A 19,483-nucleotide genomic window follows, 5' to 3' on the forward strand; every position below is an offset into this window, starting at 1 on the left:
TCCTCCTGATTCCGGCTCAGGCCTCACCGGCCAGATGGGCGGCGATGCGGGTCAGGAGCTCCACCGAGCCCACATGGTAGCCGCTGACGCCGTAGACGGCCTGGCCCTTCCGGTTGCAGGCCACCGCCAGCGGGGGCCGGTCGGGGTCGCAGGTCAGGTGCCGGGCCACGGTCTCCAGGTCGAAGGCCCAGTCGTCCTCCAGCACCCGGATGCCAGGCCACTTGGCCAGCACCCCGGCCAGAGTGCGCTGCTTCAGGCTCTCCTCGCCCCGCAGGAGGAACACCACGTTCACCGGCAGAGCCTCAATGGCCTCCTGTCCGGCGGCCAGCTCGTTGAGCACGTGCTCGGTGGGCTCGTTGCCCTCCTCCAGCCAGAACAGGAGGGTGGGCCGCCCGTCCTCGGGGATCACGGAGACGGTCTCCGGGGAGTCGGTGCACAGGGTGCGGCCGGTCATGTGGGGCAGGTCCTGGCAGCCCAGCAGGTCCTCCAGGGCGAAGGGCCGCAGCCGCAGGTCGGAGGAAGCTTCCTCCCCGGCACAGATCAGCAGCTCCCGCCCGGCGGCAAACTGGTTGCCGTTGGGGAGGCGCACCGAGGTCATCAGCCGGTACTGCCCGGCGGGGAGGGACAGGGTGCGGCGGCCGTCGCTCCAATCCTCGTCGGAGAGGGTCAGCAGCACCCAGCCGGTGGGCACCCGGCGGGAGAGGGACCAGTTCTGCCGGTAGAGGGGCGCGGGTCCCTCGGTGTGGGTGAGGACCAGGGTGCCCATCCCGGCCTCCTCCACGGGGTGGAAGGAGCCGTCCTGCCAGAACTCGGGCATGCCGTCCAGCTCCCGCAGCCGGGCGGGCACCCCCAGGGTGCGCAGCAGGGCCACATAGAGGATGCGCAGGCTCCGCTCGTCACAGCGCAGGGCCTTCCAGGCCTCCACGGGGGTCCACACCAGGCCGGTGATGGCCCCGGCGTAGACGTGCTCCGGGGTGGTGTCCATCCGGGCCTGGAGGTCGGTCCACAGGGCGGCGGGGTGGGCGCGGTAGGTGTTCTGCTCCCCCTCGGAGAGGGCGGCGTTCAGCACGCTCCGCCAGGGGGTCAGCAGCTCGATCTGCACCCGGGGGCAGAGGACGTAAGAGATATACAGGTCCTCGGGGAGGTCTCCCTGGGGGACCGCATGCTGGAGGTGGTCCTCCAGCACGTCGTCGGTGACATCCCGCAGGTCCTTGGCGGTGAGGGAGCGGAGCAGGGCCTCCCGCCGGGGGTCCTCATCCCGCTGGAGGAAGGTCAGCAGCACCCGGGCGTTGCCCCGGGCGGCTTTGAGCAGGTCCTCCCACTCCGGCTTGCCCTGACCGGGCTGATAGTGGGAGGCGATGCGCTCCTCCCGCAGCTCGGCGCCCCGCACCAGCTCGGCGGCACGGTCCTTCTTCTGCTCGTCGGTGAGGAGGGCGGGGTTCACCGGCTCATCCTTGGGGGCGTGGACGTCGAATTCGGTCCAGGCGGTATCCCCCACGCCTACGTGCTTCAGCTCCAGGGAAATGGCGCCGTCGGCGCAGTCCCCCTCGGCCCGCAGGCCGTCCAGGGTGCACAGCACATGCAGGTCGCCCAGACCCAGCTCCGCCGTGGCCTCGCCCTTCTCATCGGCGATGAGGGTGGCGATGGTGTGGTAGCTGGCCTCGTTGAGGACCTGGAGCTGGAAGGCGGCCCCGGCGGCGGGAGCGCCGTCCTTGGTGGCCCGGAAGGTATAGGTGCGGGTGCGGGCGTAGCGGGCGGTCTGGTTGTACCAGGTCACCGCCCCGTCGGTGCCCAGCGGGGTCCCGTGGAGGGGGGAAGTGCCCTTCCCGAACAGCCGGGAGTGGACCAGAATGGCCCGGGAGGCGGCGGTGTTGAACCAGCCCCGGTCCAGGATGGGCTCCGGCTCGCAGGCGCCCAGGAAGTGCCAGGTGTCGCCGCACAGGGCCTCCACCCAGGCGTGGTTGTCGTCGCAGTGGGCCCAGCGGGGGGAGTAGACCTGCCGGGCGGCGATGCCCACGCTGCGCAGGGCGGAGACCAGGAAGGCCGACTCCTCGCCGCAGCGGCCGCTGCCGCTCTGGAACACGGTGAGGGGGGAGGCGGTGCGGTCGTCCTGGAACTGGTAGGAGGCGTTCTCATGGCACCAGCGGTTGACCTCCAGCACCTTCTCCTCCACGGTGGGCAGGTCCTTCACCCGCGGCCACAGGGAGCGGTGGAAGAGGGCCCGGTGGAAGGACAGGTCCTCGTCGTTCACCCGGGGGAAGAGGACATAGTGATAGAAGATCTCCTCGTCCAGAGCGGCGCACCAGGGGGCCATCTCCCGCAGCATCATGGCGTGGCCGGCAAACTCCAGAAAGAGATCAAAGGGGTAGCAGTCCAGGTCGCTCTCGGGCAGGTGGTCCCGGAGAAACTCCAGGGCGGGGCGGTGCTCCGGGGCGACGGTGCGCAGTTCATTGGTCCAATTCATGTTTAGTCCTCCACGGCGTAGTGCTTGCACAGCTCATACAGGGTGGTGACGCCGGCGCCGGTGGCGCCCACAGTCTGGTAGTCCCGGCGGGGAGAGTCCACCCAGGCGGTACCGGCAATGTCCAGGTGGATCCAGGGCCGCTCCTCCACGAAGGAGCCGATGAACAGGCCCGCGGTGATGGTGCCGCAGCCGTCGCTGGATACGTTGGACACGTCGGCGATGGGGCTCTCGATCATCTTTCGGTACTCGGGGAAGGCGGGCAGACGCCAATACTGCTCGCCGCTGCGGTCGTAGGCGACCTGGAAGGCGGCGCAGAAGTCCTCGTCGTTGCACAGGAACCCGGCGGTGGTGAAGCCGAACATGCTCACGACCGCGCCGGTGAGGGTGGCGATGTCCACCACCTTGGCGGCGTGCTCCTTCTGGATGGCGTAGGTCACCGCGTCGGCCAGAATGAGGCGGCCCTCGGCGTCGGTGTTGCCGATCTCAATGGTCTTGCCGGACATGGAGGAGATGACGTCGCCGGGGATGTAGCTGTCGGGGGCGATGCGGTTCTCCACCGAGGGGATGACCACGGTGGCATTGACCTTCACATGGTTGGCGGCCAGAGCCAGCAGAGCGCCGCACACCGCCGCCGCGCCGGCCATGTCGCCCTTGATGCCCTTCATGGAGGAGGCAGGCTTCAGGCAGTATCCGCCGGTGTCGCAGGTGACGCCCTTGCCCACCAGAGCGATGGGGGCGTCACCCTCCTTGCCGCCCTTGTAGCGCAGGACGATGAGGCGGGCGGGGTGGTTGGCACTGCTGCCCACGGTGAGGAAGGCGTCCATACCCAGAGCACGGGCCTGGTCCTCGTCCAGCACCTCGGTCTCGATGCCCAGGGCCTGGGCCTCCTTGACCATCCGGGCGGCCATGTCGCTGGGGGTCAGCTTGTTAGCCGGGCAGTTTACCAGGTCCCGGGCCAAGCAGATGGCGCGGGTGAGGGCGTCGGCCTCCTTCAGGGCGTCCTCACACTCCGCGGGGGCGTCCAGGTAAAAGACCGGGTCGGTGTTCTCGGTGTCCTTCCAGGACTCGGTGCGGTACAGGGCCAGTTCCACGCCCTGGGCGATGGCCGCCGCGCCCTGGGGGCCCAGGGCCTCCACCACGGCCGCCGCGTCCAGCACCACGGCCGCCGCGCCCAGGTCCCGGAGGGTCTTGGCCGCCTTGGCCGCCGCCACCCGGACTTGCTCGGCGGTCAGCTTCTCAACCTCGCCCAGCTCCACGGCCAGGATGCAGCCCTCGCCGCCGGGCTGGACCTTCTGGCCCTCCTTACCGCCGGTGGTGAAGCCGACGGTCCACTGTACCTTCTGACCCTGATACCGTTCCATCATAAGGGATCCCTCCTGAACAATCATACTGCCCCCGGTGCGGGGGAAATTTCTAACATCAGCTTAAGAAATAGCGCGGAAATGGCCCGCTCCTTCTCCCCTATCATACCAACTGCCCCGGGGAATTGCAAGAAGCAACCGGGGCGGGGGCGGGATGTTTTTGGAGGAAAAAACGGACCTTACAGGGCTGATATTAAGTTGATGAAAAAAACGTCCCAATCGGGGCGTGGGGATCGTGTCCCCGCCGGGCGGGCGTCCTGCGCGGACAGCGCCCGATTTCTTTTCGCAGAAAAGAAACCGGGGAAAGAAAAGGCGGAGAGGGGAACTTCTCGTTCCCCTCTCCACTCCCCTCCAAAAGGGCGGCCTTTTTAGGGGGCCGCCCATATTGCCAGGGTACAACGCTCTCCGGATAGGCGGAAAGCCCGGAATTGGCCACGCCATACTAAGGAAATACCGCCGCAGCGGAATGAAAGCCGGGGAGCGCTTTGGGGGAGTCCAGAGGGGGGTATCCCCCCTCTGGGCTTTCTTTCCCGCCGCTTTCTTTGCAAAGAAAGCGGTGCCCTGTCCGCGCAGGACGCCCGCGCGGCGAGGGCAAAACATCCCCGCCCGCCCCGGGCGAACTTGTTACAGCGCCAGATCCAGAGTATAGGCAGTGGCCAGAAGCTGCTGATAGGCGGTGTCAGCGCTGGCTCCGGAGGCATGGGAGAGGGTCAGCTCCACATAGGAGCCGCTGTTCTCCACGCAGAACACGGTATAGACCGTGTTAACCACCTGATACCGCCAGGACACGGCGGGAAGGCCCCGGAACAACACCACGCCGGGCTGCTGGAGCAGCTCCACACCGCCCAGCTCATCCCGCAGAGCGGTGAGGCGGCCTACGGAGAAGGTCTCCAGGTCCTTGGCGCCGCCGTCCGCCTTGGCAAAGGACAGGGCCTGAATGGTGCCGCTCTGGTCAGTGAAGGTGAGGCCGGAAGCCCCGTCCTCGGTGATTTCCTTCCAGTCCCCCGCGCCGAAGGTCAGGCGGAAGGCCTTGTCCGGGCTCTCCACAGTGGTGCCGCTGGCGGGGGTGTCCATGTTCAGCTCCACCCGGCTCTCGGGCAGGGCGATGCGGTTGAGAATGGCGGCGGCGCTGGCGCGGTCGATGGTGGTGTCGGGGGCAAAGCTGCCGTTGCCGGTGCCGGCCAGCACGCCCGCATTATAGAGGAGGTAGATGGCCTCAGCGTAATCGGTGGAGGAGGTCACATCGGGCACATTGGCCACCCGGTTGATACGCTCCAGCTCACTGGTGGGCAGTGCGTAGGCAAAAATGCCCGCCATGTCGGCCCGTGTGGCGGGGGCGGTGTAATCGTTGTACTCCCCCTGGAGCACCAGACCGTTCTCCAGGGCGTAGTCCACGGCGTTCTGGTACCAGGTGGAGCCGCCGGGGGTGAAGCTCTCGCCGGTGTAGGTGGCGTGGACCTGGACGGCCATGGTGATGGCCTCGGCCAGGGACAGGGTGCCCTGGGGGTCAAAGCGGCCGTCGCCCTTGCCCTTCATGAGGCCCAGCTCCACCGCCTTTTCCACATCGGCGGCGTACCAGGCGTTGGCGTCCACGTCGGAGAAGGGGGTGTATTCCACCTTGGGGACAAAGGAACTCATGCCCGCGGCGGCGACGGGCAGAGTGAGGGCAAGCGCCAGACCCAGAGGGGCCAGAGCGCGGGGCAGCGTATGTTTCATGGAATCTGCTCCTCTCAGTGAAATGGATATAGGGTTAGACGCAGGGCCGTGGAAAGAGTTCCCTCCCCGGCTGGTTTTCCACAGTATAGCACAAATTTGTGGAGAAATCAGCTTTGACCGCCGGGGAAAAACCTGTTATACTGGCCCGCAGGAAAGGAGGGATGGACATGCGCGACCTCATCTTGCAGTTCTGGCCGGTGGTTCTGGGCTGGCTGGCGGCAGTGAATGTGCTGGACTTCATCCTCATGGGCGTGGACAAACGCCGGGCCAAGCGGGACGCCTGGCGCATCCCGGAGCGGACCTTTTTCCTGGTGGCGCTTTTGGGAGGCACCCTGGGGGCCATCCTGGGCATGCGGCACTTCCGCCACAAGACAAAACACTGGTATTTTTGGTACGGCCTGCCCGCCCTGCTGGCGGTGCAGGTGATTCTGGTGGTTTTCCTCTGGATTCGCCTCCCGTAAGGGGGCGGGGACTTGTGTTCCGGGGGGTTGTCCGTTATAATGTAAGGAAGCTAACCTGTATTTTCACACCGAAAGGACGTCTTTGATATGAAGCTCGGTATCGTGGGCCTGCCCAACGTGGGCAAATCCACCCTCTTCAACGCCATCACCAACGCCGGTGCGGAGAGCGCCAACTATCCCTTCTGCACCATCGACCCCAACGTGGGCGTGGTGGCCGTGCCCGACAGCCGCCTGGACTGGCTGAGCGACTTCTACAAGCCCAAAAAGACCACCCCCGCCGTGGTGGAGTTCGTGGACATCGCCGGTCTGGTCAAGGGCGCCAGCCAGGGCAACGGCCTGGGCAACAAGTTCCTGGCCAACATCCGCGAGTGCGACGCCATTGTGCATGTGGTGCGCTGCTTTGACGACGAGAACATCATGCACGTGGTGGCCGACACCAGCACCAACGTGCCCGTGGACCCCGCCGGAGACATCGCCGTCATCGACATCGAGCTCATTATGGCCGACGTGGAGATGGTGACCCGCCGCATCGACAAGGCCCAGAAGGCCGCCAAGGGCGACAAGAAGTACCTCCACGAGGTGGAGGTGTTCTCCGAGCTGCGGGACTGGCTGAACGACGGCAACTCTGCCCGCTCCTTCGAGTGCGACAAGGACGACGCCGCCCTCATCGCCACCAGCGAGCTGCTGAGCCTCAAGCCCATCATCTACGCCGCCAACCTGGACGAGGAGGGCTTCGCCAACAGCGCCGCCAACCCCTACTACCAGCAGGTCACCGAGCTGGCCGCCAAGGAGGGCGCCCAGGTCATCCCCGTGTGCGCCAAGCTGGAGGCTGAGATCGCCGAGCTGGAGGGCGAGGAGAAGGCCATGTTCCTGGAGGACCTGGGCATTCAGGAGTCCGGCCTGGACCGGCTCATCAAGGCCAGCTATGCCCTCCTGGGCCTCATCTCCTTCCTCACCGCCGGTGAGGACGAGTGCCGGGCCTGGACCATCGTCAAGGGCACCAAGGCCCCCCAGGCCGCCGGCAAGATCCACACCGACTTCGAGCGGGGCTTCATCCGCGCCGAGGTGGTGTCCTTCGATGACCTGAAGGCCAACGGCACCATGGCCGCCGCCAAGGAAAAGGGCCTGGTGCGGTCTGAGGGCAAGGAGTATGTGATGAAGGACGGCGACATCGTCCTCTTCCGCTTCAACGTGTAAGAAAAACGAAACAGCTGGGGCGTGGAAGGTATCTTCCGCGCCCCGGCCTTTTTATAGCCGGAGGTCTGCCAGAGCGGCCAGCGGGCCGTCCAGCTTCCAGTTCCCGTCGCAGGAGATCAGCTCTTCCGGAATGGAGGCATAGCCCCATCGCTCCGGGTCGGCCCCGTGTGCCTCACACCAGAGGGAGAAGGCGTCCCACAGGGCTGCTTCCCCGCCGCCGGAGTCGAAGGAGAGAAGTTCCCCGTCCGCAACGGTAATGGTCCCCTGCTCCCAGTCCACGGGAAAGACTGGGCCGTCCCGTACCGTATCAAAGGCCCGGCAGGTCTCCACTCCGGCGGGGCCGTGGAGGAAATGGCCCATGTATGGGGTCTCCTGCCGGGACTCCACATAGAGCAGTTCCACGTCGGGGAACTGCCGGTGGAGCTCTTCGGCCTCCTCGCTGGCGAGAAGAAGGTTACAGGGCCGCTCCTGGACCACGGCGATGTGGAATAAGGCCTCCGGCGGGGCGTCAAAAAAGGTCTCCGGGACCAGGAGGGCGGGGTCACAGGCCCGCAGTACGTCCGCGTCGCCCCAGGTCAGGTCGCAGCCCACGTCCATCGCGTCCAGAAGCTGTGCCAGCGCCGCCTTTGGTCCCAGGAGATAGAGCGTATAGGTGCCTTGCATGGGATGCCCTCCTTAGATCGTGTGATATGTCCCGGACATTCCGGGAGAATTTTGCCCTCGCCGGGCGGACGTCCTACCCGGACAGGGCACCGCTTTCTTTGCAAAGAAAGCGGTGGGAAAGAAAGCCCAGAGGGGGGATACCCCCCTCTGGACTCCCCCAAGGCGCATCCCGGCTTTCATTCCGCTGCGGCGGTATTTCCAAAGCATGGCGTGGCCAATTCCGGGCTTTCCGCCTATCCGGAAAGCGTTGTACCCTGCTGCTTGGGGCGGCCCCCTAAAAGGCCGCCCTTTTGGAGGGGAGTGGAGAGGGGAACGAGAAGTTCCCCTCTCCTTCTTTTCTTTCCCCGGTTTCTTTTCGAGAAAAGAAACCGGGCCCCCGCTGGGTAAGCGGCCCGCCCGGCGAGGGCAATCACCCCCTCCCGGGGTGGCCCCCTACGGACGTCCCTCCAGCAGATGAAACCGGTTCTTGTGAAATTCCAATAGCCCATCCTTCCGCATTTTGCTCAGCTCCAGAGACAGGGCGCTCCGGTCTACCGCCAGATAGTCGGCCATGCCCTGCCGGTCAAAGGGGATGGTAAAGGTGTCGCTCCCCTGCTTGGCCGCCTCGGCGGACAGATAGGACAGCACCTTGGCCCGGGTGGAGCGCTGGGACAGGTGGTCGATCTTAGAGCTGAGCATCCGGTTTTTGCGAGCCAGGATGGCCACCAGATTCCCAATGAGCTGATTGTGAAAGGCGCACACCGACGTACAGGGGCTCAGGATGCGGGAGACATCCAGCAGCCACACCTGGCTGTCCTCCACCGCCTCCACACTCACCCCCAGAGGTTCCCCGCCCCAGGCATAGGCCTCCCCGAAGAGGTCCCCCGGCTCGGCCAGGCTCAGAATGGTCCGGTTGCCCCAGAAATCGTCCCGCAGGATGCGCAGGGCGCCCTGTGCCACGATCCCCAGGCTCCCCGTGCGCTCCCCCTCCTGCCAGAGGAGCTGTCCCTTCCGGCAGGGCACTGCCCTGGGCTCCAGGCACCCCACCAGAGCGGCGCGGTCCTCCATGGAGATGCCCGCAAAGAGAGGGCAGGGCAATTGGATCAGATTTGTCTCGTTCATAGGCCCTCCGTTGGAAATACAACCGATTTCTTCATGCTCAACATAGTATAATCACCCCACAAAGTCAAGAGAAAATCAGGAGGAATTGTCCTATGATCCGGAAAATCATCCACATCGACCAGGAGAAGTGCAACGGCTGCGGGGCCTGCGCCGCCGCCTGCCACGAGGGGGCCATCGGCATGATCGGCGGCAAGGCCCACCTGCTGCGGGACGACTACTGCGACGGGCTGGGAGACTGCCTGCCCGCCTGTCCCACCGGGGCCATCACTTTTGTGGAGCGGGAGGCGAAACCCTATGACGCCGCCGCCGTGGAGCAGAAAAAGGCGGAGAAGGCCCAGGCGGCCTCCTGTCGCTGCCCGGGCAGCGCCGCCCGTACCCTCCGCACGCCCAAGGCTCCCGCTGCCGGAGGCCCTGAGGAGAGCCAGCTCATGCAGTGGCCGGTGCAGATCAAGCTGGTGCCCGTCCAGGCCCCCTGGTTCGAGGGCGCCCATGTACTGGTGGCCGCCGACTGTGCCGCCTACGCCTACGCCTCCTTCCACCGGGACTTCATGGCCGGGCGGATCACCCTGGTGGGCTGCCCCAAGCTGGACGGGGTGGATTATGCCGAAAAGCTGGGGGAGATCTTCCGCCGCAACGCCGTGGCGGACATTACCCTGGTGCGGATGGAGGTGCCCTGCTGCGGCGGTATGGAGCGGGCCGTGCGCCAGGCAGTGGAGCAGTCCGGCCAAGACATTCCCCTGCGGGTGGTCACCCTCTCCACCAGCGGCGAGATTTTATAAAACTGGGCAGTTTTCCTAGAAAACGAAAACTTTATTTGCAGAAAGCGCCGGAGCGAGCTATGATATAGACAAGCGTGTACATCCGGAAGCCCCCCGGTTTGGGGCCTGTCCGGAGAGAGGAGAATACCATGATCTATACCGTGACTTTCAATCCGGCCATCGACTATGTGGTCCATATCCCCGATTTCAAGCCCGGCAGCATCCGCCGCTCCACCCAGGAGTCCCTCCAGTTCGGCGGCAAGGGAGTGAACGTGTCCATCGTCCTGGGCCGCCTGGGGGTGGAGAACGCCGCGCTGGGCTTTGTGGCGGGCTTCACCGGCCGGGCCCTGGAGGAGGGCCTCACCGCCGAGGGCGTGCGCACCGACTTCATCCGCCTCCACGAGGGGTTCACCCGCATCAATGTGAAGATCAAGACCGGCACCGAGAGCGAGATCAACGGCCAGGGGCCGGTCATCGACCCGGACGACCTGGAGATGCTGCTGTTCCAGTTGGGCCGCCTGAAGAAGGGGGACGTGCTGGTGCTGGCCGGCTCGGTGCCCGCCGGGGTGCCCAAGGACGTGTACCGCCGCATCCTCTCCCAGCTGGAGGGGAAGGGCGTGGACGCGGTGGTGGACGCCGAGCGGGACCTGCTGCTGGAGGCCCTCGCCTACCGCCCCTTCCTCATCAAGCCCAACCACCGGGAGCTGGGCGACATGGTGGGTCAGATCCTCCGTACCGAGGGGGAGCTGATGGACGCCGCCTGGGAGCTCCAGGGCAAGGGCGCCCGGAACGTGCTGGTTTCCATGGCGGGCGAGGGCGCTCTCCTGCTGGACGAGACCGGCCGGTTCCACCGCTCCGCCGCCCCCAAGGGGCAGGTCCGCAACTCGGTGGGCGCCGGGGATGCCATGGTGGCCGGATTCCTGGCCGGGTGGCAGCGTACCGGGAAATATGACGAGGCTCTCCGCCTGGCCGTGGCCACCGGAAGCGCCACTGCCTTCTCAGAGGAGCTGGCCCGCCGGGGCGAGGCTGAGGCCCTGCTGCCCCAGGTAAAGGTGGCCGACATGGAGGCCTGAGATGGCCTATCTCACCGTGATGGTCCGCCAGAGCCGCCCCGATCTGGTGTTGGGGCTGGTTTTGCTGGTCCTGAGTACGCCCGTTCGCCGGGCCTCCCTGCGACGCCGGGGTGGGAGCACCACCTGGGCCCACGAAGTCTGGCTAGCGGTGTTCGTCCTGTGGCTGGCGGGGGTACTGTCCCTGACCCTGGAGCTGTCCACCTACTGGTGGTTTCCCCTGCGCTATGGGCTGACGCGGACGGTCTGGTGGTTTGGAGGCGGGGTCAATCTGTCTCCCTTTGTCCTCCCCACAGGGGTCTGGGAGTGGACCATGCTGGTGGGGAATGTCCTGCTGTTCCTGCCCCTGGGGCTGCTGATGCCCGTGCTGTGGCGGCGGGAGCGGCTGCGGGATGCCCTGCTAGCGGGCCTGGCCCTGTCGCTGGGAATCGAGGTGGTCCAGCTGGTGCTGGGACGCTTTCTGGATGTGCAGGACCTGCTTCTGAATGTGCTGGGAGCAGGACTGGGCTGGGGTCTGTGGGCGGCGGTAGGCCGGCCCAAGGCCCGGGTGAGAATCTCATAAATGAAAAAGAGAGCCGTTGCGGAGGGAGTTCCTTCTGCAACGGCTCTGTCGCTTTCCGGGGAGCCGGGAGGATTTGCCCTCGCCGGGCGGGCCGCCTGCTCGGCGGGAGCCCCACTTCTTTTCGCGAAAAGAAATGGGGGAAAGAAAAGGCGGAGAGGGGAACTTCTCGTTCCCCTCTCCACTCCCCTCCAAAAGGGCGGCCTTTTCGGGGGCCGCCCCAGATTGGCAGGGTACAACGCTTTCCGGATAGGCGGAAAGCCCGGAATTGGCCACGCCATGCTTTGGAAATACCGCCGCAGCGGAATGAAAGCCGGGATGCGCCTTGGGGAAGTCCAGAGGGGGGTATCCCCCCCTCTGGGCTTTCTTTCCCACCGCTTTCTTTGCAAAGAAAGCGGTGCCCCCGCTGGGTAAGCGGCCTGCGCGGCGAGCGCATCCAATCAGGAATCGGAAATGGTATCCAGCGTGATCTCGGTGTAGTACCACTGCAAAATCTCCTGATACGTCTTGCCCTCCTTGGCCATGGCGTTGGCGCCGTACTGGCTCATGCCCACGCCGTGGCCGTAGCCGGTGACCGAGAAGGTGATCTCATCCCCGGAGACCGCTACGGTGAAATTCACCGAGCGCAGGGAGAAGAGGGCGCGCATCTCAGTCCCCTTCACCGTGACGCCCCCTACGGGGATGGTGCTGACGCCACCGGCGGAGTTGTACTCGGGCGTGCCGAACCAGCCGGACGCTTCGCCGCTCAGGTCGGCCTCCAGGTGGGCGGCCAGGAAGGTGTCTTTGAACTCCTGGGCAGTGATGGTGACGGTGGAGTGCCAGTTGGGCACCTCCTCCCCCTCGGGGGAGTCCACGCCGGTGAGGTAGGGCACGGAGTTGCCCCACACCTCCACCGCGTCCACCGTCCGCCCGGCGGCGGAGGAGAAAAACACCGCGTCGATATACGCGCCGTTGTAGAGGGCCACCACGCCGTCGGTACCGGAGACGGCGTTCTTGATTTTTGCTGTATAGTATTCTGCCTTGTCACCCCAGTTGGAGGCGGCAGATTCCGGCGTGATGTAGGCCTGACAGCAGGTGTGGTCGGTACAGACCGCCGCGTCGGGGTGAGCGGCGGGGGGATTGGCCATGCGGCGCATGGCGTAGGTCCGGGCGGCCACGGTCTGGGCCTTCAGGGCCTCCTCCTCAAAGGAGGCGGGCATCTCGGCGGCCACCACCCGCCACAGATAGTCCCCCAGGGCCATGGTCTCCACCGTGCCGTCGGGCTGGGAGACGGTGATGGTGGTTTCGGTGTCCAGCGGCCCCGAGGGCGCGGGGGTGAGGACCGGGATCTCCTCTTCTTCCTCGCCTCCGAGCAGGGAGCCGCCCCGGAAAAACAGCAGGGGGATGAGGAAGAGAAGCAGGAGCAGGATGAGGGCGGTTGCCGCCACTTGTTTCATAAGTACCTCCGTTTTGCAAGCTGATGAGTGGAAACATGCAATTTATAATTCAGAAACGACAGTGCATACAAATACAGGAGAGTGCATATAGCGCGGTTTTGTATGCAATTGCGGTTGATGTCACAAACTTTTGTGTGTTAAAATGGAAAAACAAATCTGGAAGAAGGAGCGCGACACCATGCAGACTACCCCCAACGACAACGCAGGCTTCTTTGAGAGTCTATGCGAGGAGTACCAGAAGCATAACCACATCGACCCGGAGTACTATGCCCGCTGGGGGGTCAAGCGGGGCCTGCGCAACGCCGACGGCACCGGCGTGCTGGCGGGGGTGACCCAGATCGGCAACGTCCTGGGCTACTATGTGCAGGACGGTGAGCGCTACCCCATGGACGGCAAGCTCATCTACCGCGGCATCGACGTGGAGGAGCTCATCAACGGCTTCGTGGGCGAGGGCCGCTTTGGCTTTGAGGAGACGGCCTATCTGCTCCTCTTCGGCGTGCTGCCCACCCGGGAGCAGCTGGAGAACTTCAACCACATCCTGTCGGAGAACCACACCCTGCCCAAGATGTTCACCGAGGATATGATCATCAAGGCCCCCAGCCCCGACGTGATGAACAAGCTGGCCCGTTCGGTGCTGGCCCTCTACTCCTACGACGACAACCCTGACGACCTGTCCCTGGCCAACCAGCTGCGCCAGGCGGTGCAGCTCATCGCCCGGGTGCCGGTGATCGTGGCCCACGCCTTCGCGGTGAAGCGCCACTACTACGATGACGAGTCCCTCTACCTCCACCGGCCTCAGCCGGGGCTGAGCGTGGCCCAGAACTTCCTCTACTCGGTGCGCCACGACAACCAGTTCACCGAGCAGGAGGCCCGGCTGCTGGATCTGTGCCTGGTGCTCCACGCGGAGCACGGCGGCGGTAACAACTCCGCCTTCGCCTGCCGGGTGCTCTCCTCCTCCAACACCGACATCTACTCCTCCATCGCCGCGGCCGTGGGCTCCCTGAAGGGTCCCCGTCACGGCGGCGCCAACAAGAAGGTGATGGAGATGTTTCACCACATCGAGGACGAGGTGAAGGACTGGAAGGACGACGACGAGGTCCGCGCGTACCTGGGCAAGCTCCTGCGCAAGGAGGCGGGCGACCGCTCCGGCCTCATCTACGGCATGGGCCACGCCATCTACACCCTGTCTGACCCCCGCGCGGTGCTCCTCAAGCGCTTTGCCCGCCAGCTGGCCGAGACCAAGGGCATTGTGGACCAGTTCGAGCTGCTGGAGTCGGTGGAGCGCCTGACCCCCGGCGTGCTGGTGGACGTAAAGGGCGAGAAGAAGGTGGTCTGCGCCAACATCGACCTGTACTCCGGCTTTGTCTATCAGATGATGGGCATCCCCGAGGAGCTGTACACCCCCCTCTTCGCCGTGGCCCGTATGGTGGGCTGGTGCGCCCACCGCATCGAGGAGGTCACTTCCCCCGCCAACCGCATCATCCGTCCCGCCTACAAGGCGGTGGCCCCTATGCGCACCTTTGTGCCTCTGGACCAGCGCTAACGCGCCAATACACGTGTATATTGCCGCCCCGGACCCATGGGTCCGGGGCGGCGTTCGTCTTACTGGGCGGCGATGCGCTCGGCCAGGTCGCTGAGATACTCCCAGCGCTCCATCTTCTCGTCCAGGGCGGCCTCCAGCTGCCCCTGTTCCTCCTGGAGCTTCTGGAGGGCCAGGTAGTCGCTGCCGCAGGCGGCCTGCTGGGCCTGATTGTCGGAGAGCTTCCCCTCCAGGGCGGCGATGTCGTCCTCGATGGTCTCGTACTCCCGCTGTTCCTTGTAGCTGAATTTCAGCTTCTGACTTCCCGAGGAGCGGGGCGCCTCCTTTTTCTCCGCCGGGCGCTGGGCCTTCTTCTCCTCTTTGCGCCGCTGGGCCAGGGTCTCCAGGTAGTCGGTGTAGCCCCCCACATAGGGGGTGACCTGCCCGTTCCCCTCCACCAGGAAGATGCGGGAGGCCACTTTGTCGAGAAAATACCGGTCGTGGGACACCGCCACCACCGCCCCCTGGAAGGTCTCCAGATAGTCCTCCAGGATGGTGAGGGTCTCGATGTCCAAATCGTTGGTGGGCTCGTCCAGCAGCAGCACGTTGGGGGCGGCGGCCAGGATGGACAGGAGGAAGAGCCGCCGCTTCTCGCCGCCGGAGAGCTTGCCGATGGGGCTCCACTGCACGTCGCCGGGGAAGAGGAACTGTTCCAGCAGCTGGCTGGCGGTGAGCACCCCTTCGGGGGTCTCGATGCGCTCGCCGATCTCCTTCACGTAGTCGATGACCCGCATGTCGGGGTCCATGGGCGGGTTTTCCTGGGAAAAGTACCCGATCTTTACCGTCTCGCCGACCACCACCTGGCCGGAGTCGGGAGAGAGACGCCCGGCGATCAGATTCAGGAGGGTGGACTTGCCCGAGCCGTTCACGCCCACGATGCCGATGCGGTCGTCCCGCAGCAGCATGCAGCTGAAATCCTTCACTACGGTGCGGCCTTCAAAGGATTTGGAGACATTTTGTAGCTCGATGGTCTTTTTCCCCAGACGGCTGGAGATGGAACTGAGCTCCAGAGAGGCACGCTGGGCGGGGCCGGTCTGGTTTTTCAGGGCCTCGTACCGCTCCAGCCGCTCCCGGCTCTTGGTGCCCCGGGCCTTGGGCCCCTGCATGACCCACTGGTACTCTCGGCGGAGGATGGACTGCCGCTTGCGCTCGCTGGCCTTGGCGGACTCCTCCCGCTCGGCCTTGCGGCGGAGGAAGTCCTCATAGCTCCCCTCGTAGAAGTAGAGCTGGCCCCGGTCCACTTCCACCATGCGATTGGTGACCCGCTCCAGGAAGTAGCGGTCGTGGGTGATCATGATGAGCCCGCCGGCGAAGCGCTGGAGCCACTCCTCCAGCCAGGCGATCATTTCGCTGTCCAGGTGGTTGGTGGGCTCGTCCAGGATGAGCACGTCGCAGGGCCGGGCTAGGGCGGCGGCCAGGGCCACCCGCTTGCGCTGTCCGCCGGAGAGCTCGTCCACCTTCTGGTCGAAGCGGTCCACCCCCAGGCGGGTGAGGATGGTCTTGGCCTCATACTCGGCCAGGGCCCGGGCGTCGGAGGAGAGGCCCAGCAGCACCTGCTCCAGCACGGTGATGCCGGGGGCAAAGTCGGGATTCTGGGGCAGGTATTCCAGGCGCACGTTGGGGAAGCGGGTGACCTCGCCGGTCTCGGGCTCCTCCACGCCCGCCAGCATCCGCAGCAGGGTGGACTTGCCCGCGCCGTTCACGCCCACCACGCCCACGCGCTCCCCCGCCTCCAGGAAGAGGGACACGTGGTCCAGCAGGACCCGGGTGCCGTAAGTTTTCGTAATGGATTGCGCCGATAACAGCATATAGATGCTCCTTTTTGTGGTGACTTCCCCCAGTATACACGAAGGGGCGAAAAAAGGCAATCGGGGCGCCCGGCGGCCTAGGGCCGGTGCTCCTCGCCCCAGATGCACAGCTGGTCCAGCACCACCATCAGGGACCGGCCCCGCTCGGTGAGGCTGTACTCCACCTTCGGCGGGATCTGGGGGTACTCCTTGCGGCAGACCAGCCCGTCGGCCTCCAGTTCCTTCAGATTGGCGCTCAGCGTCCGGTCCGATACGGTTTTCAGATACCGCTTCATCTGGTTGAAGCGCACCGGCCCGAACTCCATCAGACAGTACAGGATCACCATTTTGTGCTTCCCGCTGATGAGGGAGAGGGTGTAGCTGAAGCCGGTATCCTCGAAATTGGCCTGCTCGATGTACTTCTTGATCATGGCATACACTTTCCTTTGGGTTAGTATCTAACTTTAATGTCAGTACTTGTATTCTTTTCGGTGGCTGATACAATGACACTATACCACACCGTGGGCATAACACAACGGTATTTTTAGGAGGAATGCGGTATGGGAAAGCGGATCGTCATCCTCAACGGGAGTCCCCGTGCGGCGGGGAATACGGCGGCCCTGATCCGGGCCTTTACCCGGGGCGCGGAGGAGGCCGGCCATGAGGTACAGTGCTTTGACCTGCAAAAGCTGAACATCCACCCCTGTCTGGGCTGCTGCGGCGGGGGTAAGGACCCGGAGAGCCCCTGCGTGCAGAAGGACGACATGGAGCGCATCTATCCGGCCTACAAAGCGGCGGACATGGTGTGTCTGGCCTCGCCGCTGTACTACTGGACCATCAGCGGACAGCTGAAATGCGCCTTTGACCGCCTGTTCGCCGTGGCCGAGTGCAATGCGGACTACGCCAACCCCCGCAAGGAGTGCGCGCTGCTCATGGCGGCGGAGGGCTACGGCTTCGAGGAGAGCGTCTACTGGTACGACCGCCTGATGGAGCACCTGAGCTGGACCGACCGGGGCAAGGTGCTGGCGGGCGGCGTGCTGGAGGCGGGGGCCATTCAGGGCAGTCCTGCGCTGGAGGAGGCCTATCAGCTGGGCAAACAGATCTGAGCGACTTGGAGCGGGGCGGCCATCCGGCCGCCCTGCCATTTTACGGCGCCAGCCACCCGGCCCACTCCCGGGCGAAGAGGTTGTCCTTGAGGCAGACGAAGTGGAACGCGCCGCTGAGGGCTTCCCCCTCCAGGTCGAAGCGGGCCAGGGTCCCGTCCTTCAGCTCCCGCACCACCACCGGGGCGTAGAGGAAGGACACCCCCAGCCCATGGGCGGCCAGGGTCTTGATGGTGGCAAAGTCGCTGAGTTCCGTCACCCGGGCGAAGCTGTCCAGGCTGCGGTGGCGGCGCAGCAGGGCGGCCTCCAGGATGGCGCGGGTGCCCGAGCCCTTCTCCCGCAGCAGCAGCCGCTCCCCCATCAGCTCCTCCAGGGGGACCTGCCGCCCGGCCATGGGGTGGTCCGGGGCGCAGACCCCGAAAAATTCCTCCCGCCGGAGGAGGGTGGACTGGTACTTCTCCCGGTCAAAGAAGCCCTCCACCAGGGCGAAGTCCAGCGCGCCCTCCTCCAGCGCGCCCAGCAGGTGCTGGGTGTTCTCCACCGTCAGGGAGAGGGCGCCGTCGGGATTTTCCCGCAAAAAGCGCTCCACCAGCGGGGCGACCACAAATTCCCCGATGGTTTTCGTGGCTCCCACCCGCAGGGACACGGGGGCAGAGGCGGACAGGGCCTCCTCGATTTTCCGGCTGTTGTAGGCCAGGGAACGGGCCAGGTCCCGCAGCTGCTCCCCCTTGGGGGTGAGGGAGAGGGTCTTGCCCCGGTAGGAGAACAGACGGCAGCCGTAGTGCTCCTCCAGGGCGCGGATCTGGTGGGTGACGGCGGGCTGGGTGATGCACAGCCGCTCAGCGGCCCGGGTGTAGTTCATGGTCTGACATAACGTGAGAAAGGTCTCAAGACGGGGGTCCAGCATGGCACTCACCTATCAATTAAAATAATGGATAAATAAAAATTTATCATTTTATTTTATCGTACTTGGCGGGTATAATACAAGGTGAAATTTGGAATGAGAGAGGGATCTCAACATGCACTCGGTCAAAGCAAAGCTCCCCGGCCTGCTCCTGTGTCTGGTCATCGCCCTGCCCTGCTGGTTCCTGGGCAAGCTCGTCCCCGTGGTGGGCGGCCCGGTGTTCGCCATTCTGGCGGGCATGGTCATCACCCTGGTCCTCACCGACAAGACCCGCTTCCAGGCGGGCATCGCTTACACCTCCAAAAAGATCCTCCAGTACGCCGTCATCCTCCTGGGCTTCGGCCTGAACCTGTCGGAGATCGCCAAGGTGGGCGCCCAGTCCCTGCCCATCATCTGCTCCACCATCGCCACTTCCCTGATCATCTCCTTCGTGCTCTATAAGCTGATGAAGATGCCCGCCAACATCTCCACCCTGGTGGGTGTGGGCTCCTCCATCTGCGGCGGCTCGGCCATCGCCGCCACTGCCCCGGTCATCGGGGCCGACGACGAGGAGATCGCCCAGGCCATCTCGGTCATCTTTCTCTTCAACGTCCTGGCCGCTCTCATCTTCCCCACCTTCGGCGGGGCCATCGGCCTGACCAATGAGGGCTTCGGCCTCTTCGCCGGCACTGCCGTCAACGACACCTCCTCCGTCACCGCCGCCGCCTCCACCTGGGACACCCTCCACGGCACCAACGGCGCGGTGCTGGAGTACGCCACCATCGTCAAGCTCACCCGCACCCTGGCCATCATCCCCATCACCCTGGTGCTGGCCTTCTGGCGTACCTGGCAGGTGAAGCGGGGCGGCAACACCTCCAACGGGTCCTTCTCCCTGAAAAAGGTGTTCCCCACCTTCATCCTCTTCTTCGTGCTGGCCTCCATCATCACCACTGTGGCCACATCCGCCGGGGTGAGCGCCGCCGTGTTCTCCCCCCTGAAGGAGCTGTCCAAGTTCTTCATCGTCCTGGCCATGGCGGCCATCGGCCTGAACACCAACATTGTCAAGCTGGTCAAGACCGGCGGCAAGCCCATCTTCATGGGCTTCTGCTGCTGGGTGGGCATCACCTGCGTGAGCCTGGGGATGCAGCACCTGCTGGGCCTGCTGTAAAAGCTGATTCTGCCCTCGCCGCACAGGCGTCCTGCCCGGACGGGGCACCGCTTTCTTTGCAAAGAAAGCGGTGGGAAAGAAAGCCCAGAGGGGGGATACCCCCCTCTGGACTCCCCCAAAACGCATCCCGGCTTTCATTCTTCTGCGGCGGTATTTCCAAAGCATGGCGTGGCCAAT

Annotated in this window: 17 protein-coding genes; 8 read left to right on the forward strand and 9 right to left on the reverse strand. The window is 65.0% G+C overall.

The annotated features are described in order from the left end of the window. Positions 1-16 precede the first annotated feature (16 nt). The 3 genes from B5G43_RS13615 to B5G43_RS13625 form a co-directional block, all read right to left on the reverse strand. Complete coding sequence (locus tag B5G43_RS13615) at positions 17-2,464, reverse strand: transglutaminase-like domain-containing protein (protein ID WP_087262294.1); 2,448 nt, start codon at positions 2,462-2,464, stop codon at positions 17-19. 2 nt (positions 2,465-2,466) lie between these two features. Then, on the reverse strand, positions 2,467-3,828 hold the full coding sequence (locus B5G43_RS13620) for a leucyl aminopeptidase (protein WP_158097437.1): 1,362 nt from the start codon (positions 3,826-3,828) through the stop codon (positions 2,467-2,469). A gap of 621 nt (positions 3,829-4,449) precedes the next feature. Then, positions 4,450-5,541, reverse strand: coding sequence for an S-layer homology domain-containing protein (locus B5G43_RS13625; RefSeq protein ID WP_087262298.1), 1,092 nt, complete (start codon positions 5,539-5,541; stop codon positions 4,450-4,452). Positions 5,542-5,708: 167 nt separating this feature from the next. Between B5G43_RS13625 and B5G43_RS13630 the strand changes: the two genes are divergently transcribed. Both B5G43_RS13630 and ychF read left to right on the forward strand, forming a co-directional pair. Further along, positions 5,709-6,002 (forward strand): DUF1294 domain-containing protein, encoded by a 294-nt coding sequence (locus B5G43_RS13630; RefSeq protein WP_087262300.1) that lies wholly within the window; start codon positions 5,709-5,711, stop codon positions 6,000-6,002. Between the two features lie 87 nt (positions 6,003-6,089). Beyond that, positions 6,090-7,199: a redox-regulated ATPase YchF gene (gene ychF, locus B5G43_RS13635; RefSeq protein ID WP_087262302.1), complete on the forward strand. Its 1,110-nt coding sequence runs from the start codon at positions 6,090-6,092 to the stop codon at positions 7,197-7,199. A 51-nt stretch (positions 7,200-7,250) separates the two neighbouring features. Here ychF and B5G43_RS13640 read toward each other — a convergent pair whose 3' ends face one another. After that, complete coding sequence (locus B5G43_RS13640) at positions 7,251-7,862, reverse strand: hypothetical protein (RefSeq protein WP_087262304.1); 612 nt, start codon at positions 7,860-7,862, stop codon at positions 7,251-7,253. A 432-nt stretch (positions 7,863-8,294) separates the two neighbouring features. Then, positions 8,295-8,963 carry a Crp/Fnr family transcriptional regulator gene (locus tag B5G43_RS13645; RefSeq protein WP_087262306.1) on the reverse strand — a complete coding sequence of 223 codons (669 nt, stop codon included), beginning with the start codon at positions 8,961-8,963 and terminating at the stop codon, positions 8,295-8,297. Between the two features lie 92 nt (positions 8,964-9,055). Here B5G43_RS13645 and B5G43_RS13650 point away from each other — a divergent pair, with 92 nt between their 5' ends. The 3 genes from B5G43_RS13650 (at position 9,056) to B5G43_RS13660 (ending at position 11,353) form a co-directional block, all read left to right on the forward strand. Then, a complete protein-coding gene (locus B5G43_RS13650; RefSeq protein ID WP_087262308.1) occupies positions 9,056-9,742 on the forward strand; it encodes a 4Fe-4S binding protein in 687 nt (228 codons plus the stop codon). 128 nt (positions 9,743-9,870) lie between these two features. Further along, positions 9,871-10,794, forward strand: a complete 924-nt coding sequence (pfkB, locus tag B5G43_RS13655) for a 1-phosphofructokinase (protein WP_087262310.1) — start codon at positions 9,871-9,873, stop codon at positions 10,792-10,794. Between the two features lies 1 nt (position 10,795). After that, positions 10,796-11,353 carry a VanZ family protein gene (locus tag B5G43_RS13660; protein ID WP_087262313.1) on the forward strand — a complete coding sequence of 186 codons (558 nt, stop codon included), beginning with the start codon at positions 10,796-10,798 and terminating at the stop codon, positions 11,351-11,353. A gap of 437 nt (positions 11,354-11,790) precedes the next feature. On the opposite strand, the gene spoIID is transcribed toward B5G43_RS13660, so the two are convergent. Continuing rightward, on the reverse strand, positions 11,791-12,786 hold the full coding sequence (gene spoIID / locus B5G43_RS13665) for a stage II sporulation protein D (RefSeq protein ID WP_087262315.1): 996 nt from the start codon (positions 12,784-12,786) through the stop codon (positions 11,791-11,793). A 178-nt stretch (positions 12,787-12,964) separates the two neighbouring features. Here spoIID and B5G43_RS13670 point away from each other — a divergent pair, with 178 nt between their 5' ends. Beyond that, positions 12,965-14,329, forward strand: coding sequence for a citrate/2-methylcitrate synthase (locus tag B5G43_RS13670; protein WP_087262317.1), 1,365 nt, complete (start codon positions 12,965-12,967; stop codon positions 14,327-14,329). Positions 14,330-14,388: 59 nt separating this feature from the next. On the opposite strand, the gene B5G43_RS13675 is transcribed toward B5G43_RS13670, so the two are convergent. Together B5G43_RS13675 and B5G43_RS13680 are read right to left on the reverse strand one after the other, a co-directional pair. Then, the gene (locus B5G43_RS13675; RefSeq protein ID WP_087262319.1) at positions 14,389-16,173 is read right to left on the reverse strand and encodes an ABC-F family ATP-binding cassette domain-containing protein; all 1,785 of its coding nucleotides are present in this window, start codon (positions 16,171-16,173) and stop codon (positions 14,389-14,391) included. 77 nt (positions 16,174-16,250) lie between these two features. Further along, positions 16,251-16,583, reverse strand: a complete 333-nt coding sequence (locus B5G43_RS13680; RefSeq protein ID WP_087262321.1) for a helix-turn-helix domain-containing protein — start codon at positions 16,581-16,583, stop codon at positions 16,251-16,253. 129 nt (positions 16,584-16,712) lie between these two features. On the opposite strand from B5G43_RS13680, the gene B5G43_RS13685 reads away from it, so the two are divergent. Continuing rightward, on the forward strand, positions 16,713-17,258 hold the full coding sequence (locus tag B5G43_RS13685; protein ID WP_087262323.1) for a flavodoxin family protein: 546 nt from the start codon (positions 16,713-16,715) through the stop codon (positions 17,256-17,258). A gap of 40 nt (positions 17,259-17,298) precedes the next feature. Here B5G43_RS13685 and B5G43_RS13690 read toward each other — a convergent pair whose 3' ends face one another. After that, positions 17,299-18,162: a LysR family transcriptional regulator gene (locus B5G43_RS13690; RefSeq protein ID WP_087262325.1), complete on the reverse strand. Its 864-nt coding sequence runs from the start codon at positions 18,160-18,162 to the stop codon at positions 17,299-17,301. Positions 18,163-18,274: 112 nt separating this feature from the next. On the opposite strand from B5G43_RS13690, the gene B5G43_RS13695 reads away from it, so the two are divergent. Beyond that, entirely contained in the window at positions 18,275-19,306 is a 1,032-nt protein-coding gene (locus B5G43_RS13695) for a YeiH family protein (RefSeq protein ID WP_087262327.1), read from the forward strand. The last annotated feature ends 177 nt before the right edge of the window (positions 19,307-19,483 follow it).

The sequence above is a fragment of the Flavonifractor sp. An92 genome, from assembly GCF_002159175.1.
Taxonomy (GTDB): Bacteria; Bacillota; Clostridia; order Oscillospirales; family Oscillospiraceae; genus Pseudoflavonifractor_A.

What these genes read in the sequence shown, in the direction of transcription:
- B5G43_RS13615 (WP_087262294.1), bottom strand. Translation starts at nt 2,464, where the DNA reads ATGAATTGGACCAATGAACTGCGCACCGTCGCCCCGGAGCACCGCCCC.
- B5G43_RS13620 (WP_158097437.1), bottom strand. Translation starts at nt 3,828, where the DNA reads ATGATGGAACGGTATCAGGGTCAGAAGGTACAGTGGACCGTCGGCTTC.
- B5G43_RS13625 (WP_087262298.1), bottom strand. Translation starts at nt 5,541, where the DNA reads ATGAAACATACGCTGCCCCGCGCTCTGGCCCCTCTGGGTCTGGCGCTT.
- B5G43_RS13630 (WP_087262300.1), top strand. Translation starts at nt 5,709, where the DNA reads ATGCGCGACCTCATCTTGCAGTTCTGGCCGGTGGTTCTGGGCTGGCTG.
- ychF (WP_087262302.1), top strand. Translation starts at nt 6,090, where the DNA reads ATGAAGCTCGGTATCGTGGGCCTGCCCAACGTGGGCAAATCCACCCTC.
- B5G43_RS13640 (WP_087262304.1), bottom strand. Translation starts at nt 7,862, where the DNA reads ATGCAAGGCACCTATACGCTCTATCTCCTGGGACCAAAGGCGGCGCTG.
- B5G43_RS13645 (WP_087262306.1), bottom strand. Translation starts at nt 8,963, where the DNA reads ATGAACGAGACAAATCTGATCCAATTGCCCTGCCCTCTCTTTGCGGGC.
- B5G43_RS13650 (WP_087262308.1), top strand. Translation starts at nt 9,056, where the DNA reads ATGATCCGGAAAATCATCCACATCGACCAGGAGAAGTGCAACGGCTGC.
- pfkB (WP_087262310.1), top strand. Translation starts at nt 9,871, where the DNA reads ATGATCTATACCGTGACTTTCAATCCGGCCATCGACTATGTGGTCCAT.
- B5G43_RS13660 (WP_087262313.1), top strand. Translation starts at nt 10,796, where the DNA reads ATGGCCTATCTCACCGTGATGGTCCGCCAGAGCCGCCCCGATCTGGTG.
- spoIID (WP_087262315.1), bottom strand. Translation starts at nt 12,786, where the DNA reads ATGAAACAAGTGGCGGCAACCGCCCTCATCCTGCTCCTGCTTCTCTTC.
- B5G43_RS13670 (WP_087262317.1), top strand. Translation starts at nt 12,965, where the DNA reads ATGCAGACTACCCCCAACGACAACGCAGGCTTCTTTGAGAGTCTATGC.
- B5G43_RS13675 (WP_087262319.1), bottom strand. Translation starts at nt 16,173, where the DNA reads ATGCTGTTATCGGCGCAATCCATTACGAAAACTTACGGCACCCGGGTC.
- B5G43_RS13680 (WP_087262321.1), bottom strand. Translation starts at nt 16,583, where the DNA reads ATGATCAAGAAGTACATCGAGCAGGCCAATTTCGAGGATACCGGCTTC.
- B5G43_RS13685 (WP_087262323.1), top strand. Translation starts at nt 16,713, where the DNA reads ATGGGAAAGCGGATCGTCATCCTCAACGGGAGTCCCCGTGCGGCGGGG.
- B5G43_RS13690 (WP_087262325.1), bottom strand. Translation starts at nt 18,162, where the DNA reads ATGCTGGACCCCCGTCTTGAGACCTTTCTCACGTTATGTCAGACCATG.
- B5G43_RS13695 (WP_087262327.1), top strand. Translation starts at nt 18,275, where the DNA reads ATGCACTCGGTCAAAGCAAAGCTCCCCGGCCTGCTCCTGTGTCTGGTC.